The sequence below is a fragment of the Tepidimonas charontis genome (assembly GCF_007556685.1).
Classification (GTDB): Bacteria; Pseudomonadota; Gammaproteobacteria; order Burkholderiales; family Burkholderiaceae_C; genus Tepidimonas; species Tepidimonas charontis.
Genome location: NZ_VJON01000021.1, coordinates 14,787 through 31,513 on the forward strand (window position 1 = coordinate 14,787; position 16,727 = coordinate 31,513).

The 16,727-nt window shown below is 66.7% G+C and carries 17 protein-coding genes; 8 read left to right on the plus strand and 9 right to left on the minus strand.

Annotated features, from left to right (window positions below):
* The first annotated feature begins 53 nt into the window (after positions 1-53).
* The 3 genes from purE to Tchar_RS07500 are packed head-to-tail and all read left to right on the plus strand — an operon-like array spanning position 54 to position 2,793.
* Positions 54-560: a 5-(carboxyamino)imidazole ribonucleotide mutase gene (gene purE / locus Tchar_RS07490; RefSeq protein WP_144328441.1), complete on the plus strand. Its 507-nt coding sequence runs from the start codon at positions 54-56 to the stop codon at positions 558-560.
* The gene (locus Tchar_RS07495) at positions 557-1,783 is read left to right on the plus strand and encodes a 5-(carboxyamino)imidazole ribonucleotide synthase (RefSeq protein ID WP_144328442.1); all 1,227 of its coding nucleotides are present in this window, start codon (positions 557-559) and stop codon (positions 1,781-1,783) included. The genes purE and Tchar_RS07495 overlap by 4 nt, the downstream gene beginning before the upstream one ends.
* Entirely contained in the window at positions 1,768-2,793 is a 1,026-nt protein-coding gene (locus tag Tchar_RS07500) for an L-threonylcarbamoyladenylate synthase (protein ID WP_144328443.1), read from the plus strand. Before Tchar_RS07495 ends, Tchar_RS07500 begins: the two co-directional genes overlap by 16 nt.
* Here Tchar_RS07500 and Tchar_RS07505 read toward each other — a convergent pair.
* The 5 genes from Tchar_RS07505 to Tchar_RS07525 form a co-directional block, all read right to left on the minus strand.
* Positions 2,773-3,042, minus strand: coding sequence for a SemiSWEET transporter (locus tag Tchar_RS07505; RefSeq protein WP_144328444.1), 270 nt, complete (start codon positions 3,040-3,042; stop codon positions 2,773-2,775). The genes Tchar_RS07500 and Tchar_RS07505 overlap by 21 nt on opposite strands.
* A gap of 36 nt (positions 3,043-3,078) precedes the next feature.
* Entirely contained in the window at positions 3,079-3,339 is a 261-nt protein-coding gene (minE, locus tag Tchar_RS07510; protein WP_144328445.1) for a cell division topological specificity factor MinE, read from the minus strand.
* A 5-nt stretch (positions 3,340-3,344) separates the two neighbouring features.
* Positions 3,345-4,157, minus strand: a complete 813-nt coding sequence (gene minD / locus Tchar_RS07515) for a septum site-determining protein MinD (protein ID WP_144328446.1) — start codon at positions 4,155-4,157, stop codon at positions 3,345-3,347.
* Positions 4,158-4,202: 45 nt separating this feature from the next.
* Positions 4,203-4,949 (minus strand): septum site-determining protein MinC, encoded by a 747-nt coding sequence (minC, locus tag Tchar_RS07520; RefSeq protein ID WP_144328447.1) that lies wholly within the window; start codon positions 4,947-4,949, stop codon positions 4,203-4,205.
* A 418-nt stretch (positions 4,950-5,367) separates the two neighbouring features.
* On the minus strand, positions 5,368-5,577 hold the full coding sequence (locus tag Tchar_RS07525; protein ID WP_144328448.1) for a heavy-metal-associated domain-containing protein: 210 nt from the start codon (positions 5,575-5,577) through the stop codon (positions 5,368-5,370).
* A 78-nt stretch (positions 5,578-5,655) separates the two neighbouring features.
* On the opposite strand from Tchar_RS07525, the gene Tchar_RS07530 reads away from it, so the two are divergent.
* Both Tchar_RS07530 and Tchar_RS07535 read left to right on the plus strand, forming a co-directional pair.
* Positions 5,656-7,968, plus strand: coding sequence for a heavy metal translocating P-type ATPase (locus tag Tchar_RS07530; protein ID WP_144328449.1), 2,313 nt, complete (start codon positions 5,656-5,658; stop codon positions 7,966-7,968).
* Positions 7,969-8,089: 121 nt separating this feature from the next.
* A complete protein-coding gene (locus Tchar_RS07535) occupies positions 8,090-8,674 on the plus strand; it encodes a hemerythrin domain-containing protein (RefSeq protein ID WP_144328450.1) in 585 nt (194 codons plus the stop codon).
* Positions 8,675-8,720: 46 nt separating this feature from the next.
* Here Tchar_RS07535 and Tchar_RS07540 read toward each other — a convergent pair whose 3' ends face one another.
* On the minus strand, positions 8,721-10,109 hold the full coding sequence (locus Tchar_RS07540) for a transaminase (RefSeq protein ID WP_144328451.1): 1,389 nt from the start codon (positions 10,107-10,109) through the stop codon (positions 8,721-8,723).
* Between the two features lie 41 nt (positions 10,110-10,150).
* Here Tchar_RS07540 and Tchar_RS07545 point away from each other — a divergent pair, with 41 nt between their 5' ends.
* The gene (locus Tchar_RS07545) at positions 10,151-11,437 is read left to right on the plus strand and encodes a YbfB/YjiJ family MFS transporter (RefSeq protein WP_144328452.1); all 1,287 of its coding nucleotides are present in this window, start codon (positions 10,151-10,153) and stop codon (positions 11,435-11,437) included.
* 95 nt (positions 11,438-11,532) lie between these two features.
* On the opposite strand, the gene Tchar_RS07550 is transcribed toward Tchar_RS07545, so the two are convergent.
* From Tchar_RS07550 to Tchar_RS07560, 3 genes are all read right to left on the minus strand, one after another.
* Entirely contained in the window at positions 11,533-12,558 is a 1,026-nt protein-coding gene (locus Tchar_RS07550) for a porin (protein ID WP_144328453.1), read from the minus strand.
* A 172-nt stretch (positions 12,559-12,730) separates the two neighbouring features.
* Positions 12,731-13,696, minus strand: coding sequence for a hypothetical protein (locus tag Tchar_RS07555; RefSeq protein WP_144328454.1), 966 nt, complete (start codon positions 13,694-13,696; stop codon positions 12,731-12,733).
* Between the two features lie 204 nt (positions 13,697-13,900).
* A complete protein-coding gene (locus Tchar_RS07560) occupies positions 13,901-14,200 on the minus strand; it encodes a hypothetical protein (RefSeq protein WP_144328455.1) in 300 nt (99 codons plus the stop codon).
* Positions 14,201-14,354: 154 nt separating this feature from the next.
* Here Tchar_RS07560 and Tchar_RS07565 point away from each other — a divergent pair, with 154 nt between their 5' ends.
* Positions 14,355-15,263: a LysR family transcriptional regulator gene (locus tag Tchar_RS07565; protein ID WP_144328456.1), complete on the plus strand. Its 909-nt coding sequence runs from the start codon at positions 14,355-14,357 to the stop codon at positions 15,261-15,263.
* A 121-nt stretch (positions 15,264-15,384) separates the two neighbouring features.
* Positions 15,385-16,704, plus strand: a complete 1,320-nt coding sequence (locus Tchar_RS07570; RefSeq protein WP_144328457.1) for an NAD(P)/FAD-dependent oxidoreductase — start codon at positions 15,385-15,387, stop codon at positions 16,702-16,704.
* The last annotated feature ends 23 nt before the right edge of the window (positions 16,705-16,727 follow it).

Here is a 16,727-nt window from a genome sequence, read left to right on the forward strand (position 1 = left end):
GGTCGGCTACTTCCGTTTCTCTAGAATGTCGGAATCGTTCCCCCGGGGTCGCCATGTCCAACAGCAACGTCCAGGTCGGTGTCGTCATGGGGTCCAGCAGTGACTGGGACACCATGCAACATGCGGTTGCCATTTTCCAACAGTTCGGCGTCGCGCACGAGGCGCGCGTGGTCTCGGCCCACCGCATGCCCGACGACATGTTTGCTTACGCCGAAGCCGCCGAGACACGCGGCTTGCGCGTGATCATCGCCGGCGCGGGTGGTGCGGCCCATTTGCCGGGCATGTTGGCCGCCAAAACCACGGTGCCGGTGCTGGGTGTGCCGGTGCCCAGCCGGCATTTGCAGGGCGTCGATTCGCTGCACTCCATCGTGCAAATGCCCAAGGGGGTACCGGTGGCCACTTTCGCCATCGGCGCCGCCGGCGCCGCCAATGCAGCGCTGTTTGCGGTGGCGATGCTGGCGGCCCACGATGAACGGCTGCGCGCCAAGCTGCACGCCTTTCGCGCCGAGCAAACGGCCATGGCGCGCGCCATGACACTGCCCACGGAGGTCCGCGGGTGAGTGGCGCCATACCCATCCTACCCGGGCCAGTGCCCGGCGCCAGCCGCCCGGCCACCCTGGGCGTGATGGGCGGTGGCCAGCTGGGCCGCATGTTCGTCCACGCCGCACAGACCATGGGCTATGCGGTGGCAGTACTCGATCCCGACCCGGTCAGCCCCGCCGGACGGGCAGCCGACGTTCATATTGCCACGGGCTACGAGGACGAAGCAGGGCTGGCGCAGTTGATGCAGCGCTGCGAAGCCATCACCACCGAGTTCGAAAATGTGCCCGCGGCGGCGCTGACCACTTTGGCAGCCCAGCGCCCGGTTGCCCCTGGCCCGCACGCCGTCGCAGTGGCGCAAGACCGCATCGCCGAAAAAACCCATTTCGACCGCTGCGCCGCACACACCGGCGTGGCGCCTGCACCCTGGGTGGCGATCACCAACGCCGAGGCGCTGGCCCAGGTGCCCGATCGGCTGCTGCCCGGTATCCTGAAAACCGCGCGCCTGGGCTACGACGGCAAGGGCCAAATCTCGGTCGAGGACCGCGCCCAGCTGGCACAGGCCTGGGACGCACTGCACCGTGTGCCATGCGTGCTGGAGCAACGCCTGGCGCTGCGGGCTGAATACTCGGTGATTCTGGCGCGTGGCGCCGATGGCCAGAGCGTGCACTACCCGCTGCAGCGCAATTGGCACCGCAATGGTATCTTGGCGGTGACCGAGGTCGACCCCAACGGCTCAGCGGCTGGCCCCGATTGGGCCGCGCAAGCGATGGCCGCCGCCGAGGCCATTGCCGCCGCGTTGCACTACGTGGGCGTGCTGTGCGTGGAATTTTTCGTCGTCGATGACGGCAGCTCCACGGGGCGGCTGGTGGTCAATGAGATGGCCCCGCGCCCGCACAACAGCGGCCACTACACCATCGATGCCTGCGACGTCTCGCAGTTCGAGTTGCAGGTGCGTGCGCTGGCAGGGTTGCCACTGACGGCGCCACGGCTGCACAGCGCTGCCGTGATGCTCAACCTACTGGGCGATTGTTGGTGGCGTGACGGCCAGCCGCACAGCCCCGACTGGGCGCGCGTGCTGACCCTGCCCGGTGTCCATTTGCATCTGTACGGCAAATTGCAGGCGCGCCCCGGGCGCAAGATGGGACATCTGACGGTCACCGCCACCGATTTGCCACGCGCGCGCGCCGTGGCCTGGCAAGCGGCCCAGTGGCTGGGTATGGCACCATGGCCCGTGTCGTAAACGCTCAAAGCGAGGCCTTGCCGCAGGCGCTGGCCGAGGCGGTGCAGCGCTTGCGCGCGGGCACGCTGGTGGGCCTGCCCACGGAAACCGTTTATGGACTGGCGGCCGATGCCGATCAGCCGGCGGCGGTGGCACGCGTCTACGCCGCCAAAGGACGGCCCGCCGATCATCCGTTGATCGTGCACATCGCCGCTGAGCCGGCGACGGCGCGCGCCGAGGCGCTGGCGCACTACGCGGCCACCGTGCCCGCGTTTGCTCAGCGGCTGATGGCGGCGTTCTGGCCCGGGCCGCTGACGGTGATCCTGCCACGCCGCCCCGGCGTGGCCGAAGCGGCCGCGGCAGGGCAGGCCTCCATTGGGCTGCGCTGCCCGGCGCATCCGGTGGCACAGGCGCTGTTGCGCGCGTGTAGTGCGGCCGGCATCCGTGCGCTGGCCGCGCCCAGCGCCAACCGCTTCGGGCGCATCAGCCCCACACGGGCCGAGCACGTGCTGGCGGAACTGGAGCCCGTGCTGGATGACGATACCTTGCTGGTGCTCGACGCCGGGCCGTGTCCGGTCGGCATCGAATCGACCATCGTCGATGCGACGCGCGAGCACCCGGTCCTGCTGCGCCCAGGGATGATCACGCGCGCGCAGCTGCAAGCGGTGGCCGGTGTGCCGGTGGGCGAGCGCGATGCCGCCGCCCCCCGCGCTTCAGGTACCTTGGCTTCGCATTACGCACCCCGCGCGCGCGTGCGCTTGATGAGCGCCGACGAGTTGCAAGCCGCACTCGACTTGTTGGGCGGGCAAGCCCAGTCGATCGCCGTGTATCACCGCAGTCCGCTGCACACCGTCAGCCCGCACGTGCGGCTGCAGCGCATGCCCGATGACGCTGCCACCTGTGCGCGCGAACTGTTTGCCGTGCTGCGCGCGCTCGACGACGCCGACACGCGATTGATCTGGGTGGAGCGCCCGCCCGAAGACGCCGCCTGGGACGGTGTGCGCGACCGACTACAGCGCGCGGCGGCGTGAACCGTAGCGAATGCGCATCGCCAAAATGGCGCTGGCCAGCAGCAAGGTAACCACGTTGGCGGCGACGATGGGCCACGCCCGCAGCAGCAAACCATAGATCAGCCACAAAGCCACGCCAGTGGTGAAAATGGCGTACATGCCCAGGGAAATGGCGGCCACGTCTTTGGTGCGCCAGGTATGCCACGCCTGCGGCACGAAACTGATCGTGGTCAGCACTGCCGCCAGTGACCCGATGACGTCAACCCACATGCGCCCCTCGTGTGCACGATCACGGTCTGCGGCGCTTCAGTGCGCCTCGGGCAACTCGATCTTGACCTCGAGCACTTCGAGATTGTCGTGGCGCTCCAGATTCACCTTGATGTCGTCAGGGTGGATCGAAACATATTTGCTGATCACCGCCACCAATTCGCGCTGTAGCGCCGGCAAATAGTCCGGCTCGCTGGCATTGCGGCCGGCGCGCTCGTGCGCCAGGATGATTTGCAGGCGCTCCTTGGCAACCGCCGCGGTTTTTTTCTTTTCGCCCAGCAAAAAGGACAGCAAGGACACGGCGCTCACCTCCCGAACAAGCGCTTGAGCAGGCTGGGCTTTTGCGCCTCGATGAACCGCAGCGGCTTGTCTTGGCCCAAGAAGCGGTCGACTACGTCCTTGTAGGCTTCCGAGACATCGGTGCCGTGCAGATGAATCGCCGGCACCCCTTGGTTGGAAGCCTGCAGAACCGCCTCGCTTTCCGGAATCACGCCAATGAGCGGGATGCGCAGGATGTCTTGGATGTCCTGCAGCGACAGCATCTGCCCGTCCTGCACCCGGTTCGGGTTGTAGCGCGTGATCAGCAAATGTTCTTTGACCGGCTCACGCCCCTCGATGGCGCGCTTGGTGCGCGAACTCAGCATCCCCAAGATGCGGTCGGAGTCGCGCACCGACGAGACCTCGGGGTTGGTGACGACCAGGGCCTCATCAGCGTAGTGCATCGCCATCAAGGCGCCCGTCTCGATGCCAGCCGGCGAATCGCAGACGATGTATTCAAAGCCCATGGCCGCCAGGTCATTGAGCACGCGCTCCACGCCGTCTTGCTTGAGCGCCTCTTTGTCGCGGGTCTGACTGGCCGCCAAGATGTAGAGCTGATCGACCTGCTTGTCGCGGATGAGTGCCTGATTCAGATTGGCCTCGCCTTGAATGACATTGACGAAGTCATACACCACGCGCCGCTCACAGCCCATGATGAGGTCGAGATTGCGCAGGCCGACGTCGAAATCGATGACCACGGTCTTGTGGCCTTTCAGAGCCAGCCCAGTGGCAAACGAGGCACTGGTGGTGGTTTTACCCACCCCCCCCTTGCCGGAGGTGACGACGACGATCTTGGTCATGGACGACGTTCCAATTGGGAAAACAAGGGCAACGAAAGATGACGATCACAGGGGTTCGAACGATAGACGCTCATCATTGCCATCACGCCGCAAGCGTATCTGGACAGGGCGCCCGCGCACGTCATCGGGCCACGGCGTCTCGGCCGTGCGGTACAGCCCCGCAATGGCCACCAGTTCCGCTTCCAGCGCCAGTGCAAAGATGCGTGCATCGGCTTGACCGCGCGCCCCGGCGATGGCGCGCCCGCGCAGCGGCGCATAGACGTGAATATGGCCATCGGCAATCACTTCGGCACCTGGGTTGACCATGGCCAGCACCACCAGGTCACGCCCACGGGCATAGACCTGCTGGCCCGAGCGCAGCGGCCGATCGATCACCAACGCCGATGCGGCAGCCGCTGCGGTGGTCTGTACGACATCGACCACCGGGGCGTGCTCGGCCGCCGGAACGGGCCCGCTGGCGTCGGTGTCGCTGACGAGCAAACCGCTGGCTTCCAGGGTTTCGCGCCAGCCCGCAGGAGCGGCACGGTAGGCCAGTGGCCGCAAGCCAATGTGTCGCAAGGCATCCAGCACCGCGCGCTGCTGCAGCGCCGTCGGTGGCGGCGCGCTGCTGTCCCACCCACTCAAATCGAGCAACAGCGGTTCGTTTTCAAAAAAGCCCGGCGCGTCACCGTAGCGCTGGTGCAACTCACGCAACACGGCATCCGCATCCGCGCCGCGCAAACGCGCCACGACCAGCGGTAGCTGGCCTTGGCGAATCTCGATGCTGGTGCGGGAAGCGGATGCAGTGGGCATGGTGATGGAGGAATCCGGACGCACATCTTAGCAGTGTGCACACGCTGGCCCAGCGCCAGACCACGCATACGGGCGTTGTGGCAGGCGTGGTTTGGATCGGTTTGTTCACTGACTTCAATATTGACGGTGGTGGTAGCGGTTAGAGGCCGCGGGACAGCTGTGGATAAGTAAAGAAATCTTTTGTCATTCAATGAATTATGATTCTGTTGACGCTGTGCAACGTCGGCTGATAGCCGATGTGTGAACGGCGAACAAGACGGCCAGCGACGGTCGCGCTGTGGATAAGTGCGAACTTATTCGAAGGTTGTCCCAAGGGTTGTGCCCACAAAAAAAAACGTGCCCTTGGGGCACGTTCGTCGCGGCCGAGCGACGGCCGTATCGCCTGGCGCCCCGGTCCGGGGCGGGCGCGGGCGTAACGTCAGTCCACCACGGTGTAGCCCTCGGCGTGAATCAGCGCGGCCAGATCGGCACGCGGCAGCGTGGACGACACCACGACCCGATGCGTGGTCAGATCGATCTGAACCTGGGCCTGGGCATCGCGTGCCTGGATGGCCTGGGTGATGGTGCGCACGCAGTGCTGGCAGGACATGCCATCGACGGTGAAGGTTTCGGTGTGCAGGGTGTTCATACGGAGAAAGTAGAGCGTTGTTGGGTGTTTGTAATGATAGGGCGCCCGTGACCGGCGGTGTCGCGGCATACTGCGGTCATGGACAAAGCAGACGTGGCCGCTGATGCGGTGCAATATGATCTGGGCATCGAGGGCATGACGTGTGCAGCCTGCGTTTCGCGTGTGGAACGCGCGCTGCGGCGGGTGCCTGGCGTGACGGATGCCAGTGTCAATCTGGCCACCGAGCAGGCGCGGATCGTGGGTCGGCCCGTCGCCGCCGACGTGGCTGCGTGGCGCGCCCAGCTGGCGCGTGCGGTGCGCGACGCGGGTTACACGCCACGGCCCGTCAGCGACGATGCCCAGGCCGAAGAGCGGCGCCAGCAGGCGCTGCTGCGGCGTGAGGCGCTGTGGGTGGTGCTGGGGCTGTTGTTGTCGGCGCCGCTGGTGGCGCCCATGGTTGCTTTGGCGTGGGGGCAGCACTGGATGCTGCCGCCCCTGTGGCAATTCATGTTGGCCACCCCCGTACAGTTCGGTCTGGGAGCGCGTTTTTATCGCAGCGCGTGGCAGGCGCTGCGGCACGGCAGCGGCAATATGGAGCAGCTGGTGGTCATTGGCACCAGCGCTGCCTGGGGCATGAGTGTGTGGCTGTGGTGGCGTGCCGCGCCGGCAGAGCTGCCCCATCTGGCGTTCGAGGCTTCAGCGGTGGTGATCGCCTTGGTGCGTCTGGGCAAGTGGCTGGAGCTGCGCGCGCGCCAGCGCACCAGCGCTGCCATTCGGGCTCTGCAGGCTTTGCGGCCCGAGGTGGCACACCTGTTGCCCGATGGGGTGCGACGCAGCGAACCGCAAGACATCCCGGTGGCCGAGCTGCTGGTCGATGACCGGGTATTGGTGCGCGCCGGCGAACGTATCCCCGCCGATGGCATCGTCGAGCGTGGCCGCACCCAGGTCGATGAATCGATGCTGACCGGCGAGCCGTTGCCGGTTTTCAAGCAGGAGGGCGATCGCGTCACCGCAGGCACCATCAACGGCGACGGTGTCATCGAGGTGCGCGTCACCGCGGTAGGGGAAGCGTCGCTGTTGCAACGCATCATCGCGCTCGTGCAAGACGCGCAGGCTGCCAAACCGCCTGTGCAGCGTTTGGTGGACCGGGTGGCGGCGGTCTTCGTGCCGGCGGTGTTGGTGGTGGCGTTGTTCACCGCCTTGGGCTGGTGGCTGTGGGCCGGGGCCGATGGCGAAACCGCCGTGCTGCATGCGGTGGCGGTGTTGGTCATCGCCTGTCCGTGTGCGTTGGGGCTGGCCACGCCGACGGCGATCATGGCTGGCACCGGTGCGGCGGCGCGGCACGGCATTTTGGTGCGCGATCCGCAGGCGCTCGAGGCCGTGCAACGCGTGCGAACAGTGGCGTTCGACAAGACGGGAACACTGACCATGGGGGAGCCGCGCCTTCAGGATGGCGCCGTCGCGCCGGGGGTGGATGCGCAGGCCGCGTTGCGCACGGCGCTGGCGCTGCAACAGGGCAGCAACCACCCGCTGGCGCGGGCCATGCGGGCCGCAGCGCCGGCTGGACCCAACCCCACGGCTGAGGCGGTCCAGTCGGTGCCAGGTCGCGGTGTGCGGGGACAGGTCGAAGGCGTGGCGCTGGCATTGGGTAGCCCCGACTGGATGGCCGAGCTCGGCGCGCGTTGGCCGGCGTCGCTGACTGCACCGGAACGTGCGGATCCGCCCGCAGGCAGCGCTGTCCAGGAGGTGGACGCCGATGCAGCCACCCAGGCGGTATTGGCCTGCCAGCAAGAAGGCCAATGGGTTGTGTTGGCGCGTTGGCGCTTTGCCGACCAGCCCAAACCGACGGCGGCGGCAGCGGTAGCGGCGCTGCGCGCCAGCGGCTATGCGGTGGTGATGATTTCGGGTGATCACCGCGCTGCTGCCGAGGCGATGGCGCGCCGCGTCGGGCTGCGACCCGAGGCCGGGGAGGTCTATGCCCCCGTGCGTCCGGAGGGCAAGGCCGACGTGGTGCGCGCGCTGCGCCAGCAGGGCGGTGTGGCGATGGTGGGCGACGGAATCAACGACGCGCCGGCGTTGGCCGAGGCCGATGTGGGTCTGGCCATGGGCAACGGCACCGATGTAGCGATGCAGACCGCCGGCATCACGCTGTTGCGAGGCGATCCGCTGCTGGTGCCGGCAGCGCTGGAGGTAGCGCGCCGTACCGTGCGCAAAATCCGGCAAAACCTTTTTTGGGCCTTTGCCTACAACGTGGCGGGCATTCCGCTGGCGGCGTTTGGCGTGCTCGATCCGGTGTGGGCGGGCGCAGCCATGGCGGCGAGCTCGGTCAGCGTCGTCACCAGTGCCCTGACGTTGACGCGGTGGCGTCCACGGGCGGCGGGTGCCAGCGATGCCACCATGAACGGGGCTTGACGCACGTCAAGAACGTGTGCGCGCCAGCCGGCATGCTAGCGCCTGGTACCGGTGCGGCACGCAGTGGCGTTGGGGCGTGCGCCTGGCCACCGGGGTGTTGTCCCCATCGAGGAGACGGTCCATGACAGCGTCGAGTGCCCTGCACACCATTCGCGATGAACACGCGGCCTTGGCCGCGATGCTGCAGTCGCTGCTGTGGTTGGTGCGGCGCGGTCCCGGTGACGACCGGCAGCGCTTTTTCGATACCTTGCGCGCGATGTTGTTTTACATCGACGAGTTTCCAGAGCGCCAGCACCACCCGAAAGAGTCGGACTTGTTGTTTCCACGCGTGGCGCGTTTGGCGCCCGAGGTATTGCCGGTGATCACGCGCCTGGAGCACGACCACCTGCAAGGCGAAAGCCAGGTGCGCGAGCTGCAGCACCTGTTGCTGGCGTGGGAATGGCTGGGGGACGAGCGACGCGAGGCCTTCGTGCAGGCCTGCGAGCGCTACGTCGGCTTTTATTTGGAGCACATGCGGCTGGAGGAGCAGGAGGTGCTGCCGGCGGCCCAGCGGGTGCTCAGCGACGACGATTGGCAGGCGCTGGATGCCGCCTTCGAAGCCAACCGCGATCCCTTGACGGGGCGCTACCCGCCCGACCCGGCCTATGAGCGGCTGTTTCAGCGCATCATGGAAGTGGCGCCGGCGCCAATCGGCCTGGGCGCGTGAAGGCAGCGACGGCCAACATGGCCCTTCTCGGGCTGCCATGGCCGTATCAGTCCAGCAGCGCCGCCAGCCACGCGTCGAAGGCATGCAGAAAGTGCGCAATATCGTCTGGCGTCGTGGTGGGGGCGCACAACATCATGCCATGAAAGGGGGTCAGCAGCACGCCGCGGTTGAGCATGAACAGATGCAAATAGGCTTCCAAGGCCGGCTGCGCGTGGGCACGCACATCGTCGGCGTTTCGCGGGGTGCGGGGCATGAACTGCAGTTCCATGCGTGCACCCAGGCGCGTCAGCGTCCATGGCAGGCCACGCGTGCGCAGCCGCTCCTCCAGGCCGGTTTGCAGTGTATCGGCCGCGCGTTGCATGGCTGCATAGGTCTGGGGCGTATGCAGGTGCAGTAGGGCCGCATGCAGCGCGGCCAGCGCCAAGGCGTTGGCGCTCAGCGTCGTACCAATGCCGCTGTGCCCTTCCGGAGCCTGGGCTTTGACCGCTTGTAGGCGCGCGGCCACCTCGGCCGTCATGCCGTACACCGCACAAGGCACGCCACCCGCGATGGCCTTGCCGGCCACCCACAGATCGGGCTGTACGCCGTGCGTGCGTGCCCAGCCGCCCACGCCGCTGGACAGGGTGTGCGTCTCATCGAGCACCAGTAGGGTGCCGTAGCGCTGGCACAAGGCCTGTGCCGTGGGCCAAAAATCGGGGGCGGGCGGCACCAAGCCGAAATTGGTCAGGGCAGGTTCGGCCAACAGCGCCGCCACTTGGCCATCACGCAACGCCGCCTCCAGCGTGTCCAGATCGTTGAAAGGGACGACCCGTGTGTAGGCTGGGTGGTCGTGCACCGCGCCCAGCACCGAGGGACGGCGCAGCGTGGTGCCATGGGTCGGATCGCGGTCCACCAGGGTGTCGTCCACCGCGCCGTGGTAGCAACCGTCGAATACCAGCACCTGCGCCCGACCGGTCATCGCGCGCGCCCAGCGCAGCACGAACCGATTGGCATCGCTGGCGGTCATGGCCAGTTGCCAGTACGGCAGCCCGAAACGTTGTGCCAGCAGCGCCCCCACTTCGGCGCTGCGTTCGTGCGGCAGCATGGCGGTCAGCCCCTGCGCGGCCTGGGTCGCCAGTGCCTGCACCACGGCAGGTGGGGCATGGCCGAACATGGCGCCGGTGTCGCCTAGGCAAAAATCCACGTGCGCGTGGTCATCGGCACAGTGCAGGTGTGACCCCTGCGCACGGCGTAAAAAGACACTTGCCGGGCTTGGCCAGTCACGCATCCAATGCAGCGGCACACCAAATGGGAAATGTGCCTGGCAGCGTGCCGCCAGCGCAGTACACGCCGGGTGGGCGACGCGGAAGCGCGCGCGTTCGTCTTCGTGCAGGGCGTGCAAGCGCGCCGGGTCGATGGCGCTCGGGAAGGCAGAGGCAGCGGTGGTGTCACGCATGGTGCACAGCATACGCAGTCGGCGCGCTACGATGCGGTGCCATGTCACCATCGAGCCACGGATCCGCTTCGCCTGCGTTGTGGTCGGGATTGATCCTGGCGTTGGCCTTATCGCTGGCGGCAGCGGTGTCGTTGGGCATCACGCGCTTTGCCTACGCCTTGCTCCTGCCGCCCATGCGCGCCGACCTGGGGTGGAGTTATCTGTTGGCCGGTGCCATGAATACGGCCAATGCGGTGGGTTATCTGATGGGCGCGCTGAGCGTGCCGGCGCTGATGCGGCGCTTCGGCCCGGCTGCGGTGCTGCAAACCGGCATGGTGCTGGCGGCCCTGCTGATGCTGGCTGCCGGGTGGTTGCGCCTCGACTGGGCTTTGTTGGGGCAGCGTGTGCTGGCCGGGGTGGTCAGTGCCTGGGTGTTCGTGGCCGGAGGTCTGCTGGCGGCGCGTCTGGGCACGCGCTGGCGCGCGCAGGCGGGACTGCTGCTTGGGGTGTACTACGGCGGCGTGGGCAGCGGTATCGTGCTGTCGGCGCTGGTGGTGCCAGCGGCGCTGGGTGCCGCCGGCGAACGACCACAGGGTTGGAGCAGTGCCTGGTGGGCGCTGGGTGGGTTGTGCGGGTTGGCCACCCTAGCGGCGTGGCGTGCCGTGCGCACCGTCGAGACCATCGACGCCAGTGCCTTGGCCGTTTCACCGCCCCGCGAACCCACCTCACTGGGGATGGCCGAGCGCGCTGCGCATGTGCCACCGGCAGCGTCCGCCACCGGTGGTCCCTTGGCCGCACCGCCTTGGAGGGCCTTCGCACCAGCGCTGCTGGCCTATGCGCTCTTTGGCGTCGGCTACATCGGATATATGACTTTCGTCATCGCGTTGCTGCGCGAGCGCGGAGCAGCGGCAAACGACATCACGTTCTTTTACACCGCGCTTGGCTTGGCGGTGATGGCTTCGTCGCGCTTGTGGGCGCGCCTGTTGGACCGTCATCGCGATGGGCAGCCGCTGGCACGTCTGAACGCATTGCTGGCCCTGGCAACGGCGCTGCCGGCGTTCGTGCAGGTGTGGCCGGTGGTGCTGGCGTCCGGGGTGCTGTTCGGCGGGGTGTTTTTGTCGGTGGTGGCCTCCACCACGGCGTGGGTACGCCACAACCTGCCGCCGTCGCAGTGGGCCAGTGGTATCAGCGCCTTCACCATCGTGTTTGCCGTCGGGCAAATCGTCGGGCCGACGATGGTGGGTTGGATCGGCGACGGCCCTGGGGGCTTGGAGCGCGGGTTGGCGTGGTCGGCGGCAGCGTTGGCGTTGGGCGCGGCGGTGGCGCTGCGCCAGCGTGCGTTGGCGTAAAAAAAGCGCTTGCCGCTGGCGGCAAGCGCAAATGTTGACTCTTGGAGAGAAGGAGGCTGGGTACGACAAGCGTCCCCAGCCCTGTGGTGTGGGCTTCAGAAGTCGTGGCGCACACCGACGGCGTACAGACGCTCGTCCTTGGTCTTGACGCCAGAGGCGTTCTTGACTTCGACGTCACGCCAGCCGGCGTAGACGCGCGTGCGCTTGGACAGGCTGTAGGTCATACCGAGTGCAAAACCGTTGGCTTTGCCATCTTTGGCGCCACCGGTCGAATGCTTGGTCTTACTGTAGGCGTACCCACCCGAGAAGGCGAACGCACCCATCGGCACGGTCACGCCCAGCGCGTACTCTTCGTCATCACCGTTGGCAGCCGTACCCGAGCGACGGTTGATCGAGCCCGACATCGAGAACGAGCCGAAGTCGTACATCGCTGCCAGTACGGTGTACTTGTCCTTCTTGTCTTTCTCGTTCTGGTGGCCCAGGGCGACTTCAAAGGCTTTGTCCTTGTAGCCAAACTTCAGGGCATGCTTGTCTTCTGAAACGCCGGCTTTTTCATCGAACGCGTAGTCGATGGCCGCGTAGAAGCCGCCCATGTTGGGGCTGTAGTAGCTGATCTTGTTGTCGAAGCGCGAGGCATAGTCGCCGCCCGACTTGAAGACCCCGTTGGCGGACGCGGTGAAAGCCGAGTTGAACACATCACGGCTTTGTCCCAGGGTACGCACGTCGTCGTAGACGGTCGTGCTGCGGCCGAGTTTGACCTCGCCAAAGCCACCCATCAAGGACAGACTGGATTCACCCCTGAAGTACGGATCCTGCGAGGCACCGGTGTCGGCGTTGAAGCGGTTCTCCAGTTGGAACCCCGCCTTGAGGCCACCGCCCAGGTCCTCGGTACCGCGCAGACCCCAGCGCGAGGTGGTCAGGCCCCCGTCGCCACCGTGAAACATGCGGGTGACGGTTTTGCCGCGCGTTTTGTTGACCAGGTCATTAGACGTGGCGCCAGTGCCGTCGTCCTTGACGGACCCCACCGACAGGTCGACACGGCCGTACAGCGTGACGTTGGACTGGGCAAAGGCACCGCTGGCCACCAGGGCCGCTGCCAAAGCAAGAAGTGTTTTCTTCATCGTTCACATTCCATCGATGGACAAAAAACACAGCCCGCGGGGGCTGCACCGAAAAGATGCACGGCCACAGTGGACCGCACACGGAACGATTGGAGTTCGGGCCGATGACCTCGTGATGACATCAATCCGTGCGTTCCTGGATGTGTTGCGCTGACGCAACGATGGCCACGGATCACGGCCTGGCACCGAAGACGCGAATCGACCAGGGCTCGCTGGACGTCGTGTCGACGCCGACTTCCACCGCCCGCACATCGGCCGCGCCCGGCACCTGCAATCGCGTCAGGTTGAGCACGGGCTTCTTGTTGTGGCGAAATGGGTTGTCCAGCACCAGCCGATGGCTGTCGCCGTGGATCAGCAACACGGGTTGGCTCCATTGGGCGGCCAGCGGCACGAGCGTGTCACCGATCACGTTGGCAAAGCCCGAATGGCGGCCAAAGCCGTCGCCAGGTTTCTGGTCGTCGAACGGATCGGCTTGCATGGCCACCACCATCGCTTTGGCATGGCGTTGTTGGGCCAGCTCGAAGGCCGCACGCAGCCAGGCGACGTTGGCGCGATCGCGTTCGAAAAATTCGGCTGCGGCTTTGGGGTCGCGCGCTTCCAGATTGTTGTTGCTGCCCACCACGTGCAGTGTCACGAACAGCACGTCGCCCGCCCACCAGCGCTGGTTTTCCACATAGGTGGCGAACGCAGGCATCAGCGTCGCTTGGTTTTCGACGGCGATGGGTTGCTGGCCCAGCGAACGCCCCGGGGTGAAGAAGCGCTGGCGCAGCACGCCCAGCCGCTCCAGCGGCTCGTAACCACCGTTGTTGGCACGGTGACAGTCGGTCCACTCGTTGTCGCCTGGGGTGTAAATCACTGCGCCTTGGTAGCGGCGGAAATTGTCCAGCTCGGCGGCAAAGACCTCGTCACTGCACTGGGTGGAGCCGGACTTGATGTCACCGATGTGAATGGTGAAGGCCGGCCGCAGTGCGTTGACCCGTTCGATCAGCGCGTGGTAAAATGGGTGGTTCTTGTCCGCAGGCCCGTAAGGCATGTCGCCGAGCGCTACGAAGCGCAGCGTCTGGGCCTGGCTCGGGGTCAGGCCCAGACAGGTCAAAGCGGTCACGGTGGCCAAGAAGGCGGAACGCAAGGCTTTCATCGAACATTTCTCCTGTCAGACATCCAACGGGGTTGCGGGCGGCATCCCCGCAACCCCAGTCGATGACGACGACAGGAGGCTGGACGCAGAGCCAACGCGCGCTGGTCCTCGCGTGGCCCGGGTTCAGCCGCAACGCGCAACCGCCGCCGCATCGTGGCCGATTGGGGTGACATGCCAATGACAGGCGGCTGCGCTGGCACTGGCTCAACGGCAGTTCGGCAGCGGGTAGCGGCCGGGGAAGGCGTCCTTCTGCAGACGAGTGCTCTCGGCATCGGCCGGCAGCTCCCCACGGCAACGGGCGTCTTGCAGCTCGGCCTGCACCTGGGCACGGCTGCGCCCTTCGGCAGCCGGCTTGGGGCTGCGCGCCGCCTGGGCGGCAGCCGCTTCGGTCATGTCGATGGCAGAAAATTCGCCCGAGGCCACGGGGAAGGGGGCGGCCGAAGCGGCGGCACTGGCGGCCAGGAGCGAAGCAGCCAAGAGAGTGCGGAAGTACGAGCGATTCATGGTGGTTCCTTTCATCATGGACAACAGAGATTGCGTTGGGGGTCGCAAGCGCGGCCCGTGGAACGAACTGTATTGCTCAACAAAGTAAAGATAAACAGTGATGCAAGCAATGTACTATTGCAATTTACGAAATAAATATGGACAATGAGGTCCGATGGATCGGATTCAATGCTTGCGAGCTTTCCAAACCGTGGCCGATGCGGGTGGTTTTGCAGCGGCGGCGCGGACCTTGGACGTCTCGGCGGCCAGTGTCACGCGCATGGTGGCCGAGCTGGAAGCGCAGCTGGGCGTACGGCTGCTGCAGCGCACCACGCGCCGCGTGGCGCTGACCGATGAGGGCGCCGCCTATTTGGACCGGGTACGGCGCATCTTGGCCGATCTTGACGAGGCCGACGCTTTGGTCAGCCAGCGCAGCCAGACTGTCTCGGGTGTGTTGCGCGTGCTGGCCACGCCTGTGCTGGCCAGCGTACTGGTGGCGCCCATCGTGCCGCGCTTGATCGCGCAGCATGCCTCACTGCGTATCGAGGTGGACGTCGAGAGCTACGCGGTGCCGTCGGTCGAACAGCACGACGTCGCGCTGTTCGCCGTCGAAGGCACGGTCGATACCGGTTTGATCGCGCGGCGCATCGCCAGCGGCGTGAATGCCCTGGTGGCTGCGCCCGCGTACCTGCAGCGGGCTGGGCGGCCCGCGCACCCCGACGAGTTGGTGCACCACCAGTGCCTGCGTTACCGGGCGCCGGGGCAGCCCGTTCATCCCTGGACATTGTGGCAGCCGGACCGTCCCAATGCCACGCGCCAGGTGGCGGTGGAGCCGGTGGCTTGTAGCAACCACTTAGAGGCCCTGCTGCGCATGGCGCTGGATGGCGCGGGCATCCTGTCGGTTTCGCTGGACCTGGTGGCGCAACGGCTGGCCAGTGGTGAGTTGGAGCGGGTGCTCCAGGGTTGGGTCACCGATCACTGGTCGCTCTACGCCGCATTGCCCAGTCGGCGCCATCTGCCGGCGCGCACGCGCGCGTTTCTGGACGAGTTGACCCGGCAAACGGCGGCCTTGTTGCAGGCGTGAGCAGTGTTTGTCGCCTCGGTCGGCAGCGGCGGTCTGCCGTCGCTGCTGTCTTTTGGCCCTGTGGCCGAGGCCATGGCGCGGTATCGTTGACTGCTCGGAATCATCGACCGCCGCTGTGCCCATGAAACCCTCGTTGCTGCGATCCGACACCCAGCTCAACACCGACAGTTACTACGAAGCCAGTGTCCGGCGCCCGCCGACGCAGCCACCGCTGCGCGGTGCCCGGCGTGCCGACGTGGTGGTGGTGGGCGGCGGCTACGCCGGGCTGAGTGCGGCGCTGGAGTTGGCCGAGCGCGGTCGGCGCGTCGTGTTGCTGGAGGCCGACCGGATCGGCTCGGGTGCCAGCGGCCGCAACGGTGGCCAGGCCATCGTCGGCTATGCCTGCGGCATGCAGACCTTGCGCGCCCAGCTTGGCGCCGACGGCGCGCGCACCGCGTGGGCGCTGTCGTTGGAAGCGGTGCGCTTGATCGACGAGCGCATCGCGCGCCATGGTATCGATTGCGAGCGGGTGCATGGCTACCTGTACGTGGCCGACAGCGCCCGCAAAGCGCGTGCCCTGTACGCCGAAATGGACGATCTGCAGCGCCACTACGATCTGCCCGTGCAATGGTTCGAGGGCGCGCAGGTGCGGCAGCGCATCGACAGCCCGCGCTATGTGGCCGCTGCCTACGAGCCAATCTCCGGGCACCTGCACCCCTTGAAGTACGCCCTGGGTCTGGCCCGTGCCGCGCAGGCAGCGGGCGTGCAACTGCACGAGTACAGCCCAGCACGGCGCCTGCAAAACACCGCCCAGGGGGTGCGCGTACACACCGACGACGGCCACGTGGAGGCCGACTTTGCCGTGGTGGCGGGCAACTGTACCTTGCCCGAATACGGACCGGGGGTGCTGCCGACCATCCATGCGCGCATTATGCCGGTGGGCACCTACATCGTGGCCACCGAGCCGCTGCCAGCGGCGCTGGCCGACACACTGATTGCCGAGCGCGCCGCGGTGTGCGACAACAACGTCGTGTTGGACTACTTCCGGCTCAGCGCCGATGCCCGGCTGCTGTTCGGCGGGCGCGTCAGCTACACCACGATGACCCCGCCGCGCCTGCGCGCGACCATGCACGCGCGCCTGCAGGCGGTCTTTCCCCAGCTGGCCGGCGTGGGTTTGACCCATCTGTGGGGTGGTTTCGTCGACATCACCATGAACCGCGCGCCCGACTTTGGCCGCGTGGGGCAGCGCGTGTATTACCTACAGGGCTTCAGCGGCCACGGTGTGGCGCTCACCGGCTTGGCGGGTCGCCTGGTGGCCGAGGCCATCACCGTTCAGTCCGACCGGTTCGATCTGTTCCTGCGTCTGCGCCACCGCGCCTTCCCCGGCGGCCCCTGGCTGCGCACCCCGCTACTGGCGCTGGGCATGGCCTGGGTGCGCTGGCGCGACGCCCTGGGACACTGAGCCCATCACCCGGCCACCGCGCC

Excerpts from the sequence above, each read along its gene's own strand:
- Tchar_RS07565 (WP_144328456.1), top strand. The coding sequence starts at position 14,355 with ATGGATCGGATTCAATGCTTGCGAGCTTTCCAAACCGTGGCCGATGCG.
- Tchar_RS07555 (WP_144328454.1), bottom strand. The coding sequence starts at position 13,696 with ATGAAAGCCTTGCGTTCCGCCTTCTTGGCCACCGTGACCGCTTTGACC.
- Tchar_RS07540 (WP_144328451.1), bottom strand. The coding sequence starts at position 10,109 with ATGCGTGACACCACCGCTGCCTCTGCCTTCCCGAGCGCCATCGACCCG.
- minC (WP_144328447.1), bottom strand. The coding sequence starts at position 4,949 with ATGCCCACTGCATCCGCTTCCCGCACCAGCATCGAGATTCGCCAAGGC.
- Tchar_RS07505 (WP_144328444.1), bottom strand. The coding sequence starts at position 3,042 with ATGTGGGTTGACGTCATCGGGTCACTGGCGGCAGTGCTGACCACGATC.
- Tchar_RS07535 (WP_144328450.1), top strand. The coding sequence starts at position 8,090 with ATGACAGCGTCGAGTGCCCTGCACACCATTCGCGATGAACACGCGGCC.
- Tchar_RS07525 (WP_144328448.1), bottom strand. The coding sequence starts at position 5,577 with ATGAACACCCTGCACACCGAAACCTTCACCGTCGATGGCATGTCCTGC.
- Tchar_RS07500 (WP_144328443.1), top strand. The coding sequence starts at position 1,768 with ATGGCCCGTGTCGTAAACGCTCAAAGCGAGGCCTTGCCGCAGGCGCTG.
- purE (WP_144328441.1), top strand. The coding sequence starts at position 54 with ATGTCCAACAGCAACGTCCAGGTCGGTGTCGTCATGGGGTCCAGCAGT.
- Tchar_RS07530 (WP_144328449.1), top strand. The coding sequence starts at position 5,656 with ATGGACAAAGCAGACGTGGCCGCTGATGCGGTGCAATATGATCTGGGC.
- Tchar_RS07560 (WP_144328455.1), bottom strand. The coding sequence starts at position 14,200 with ATGAATCGCTCGTACTTCCGCACTCTCTTGGCTGCTTCGCTCCTGGCC.
- Tchar_RS07550 (WP_144328453.1), bottom strand. The coding sequence starts at position 12,558 with ATGAAGAAAACACTTCTTGCTTTGGCAGCGGCCCTGGTGGCCAGCGGT.
- Tchar_RS07570 (WP_144328457.1), top strand. The coding sequence starts at position 15,385 with ATGAAACCCTCGTTGCTGCGATCCGACACCCAGCTCAACACCGACAGT.
- minD (WP_144328446.1), bottom strand. The coding sequence starts at position 4,157 with ATGACCAAGATCGTCGTCGTCACCTCCGGCAAGGGGGGGGTGGGTAAA.
- Tchar_RS07545 (WP_144328452.1), top strand. The coding sequence starts at position 10,151 with ATGTCACCATCGAGCCACGGATCCGCTTCGCCTGCGTTGTGGTCGGGA.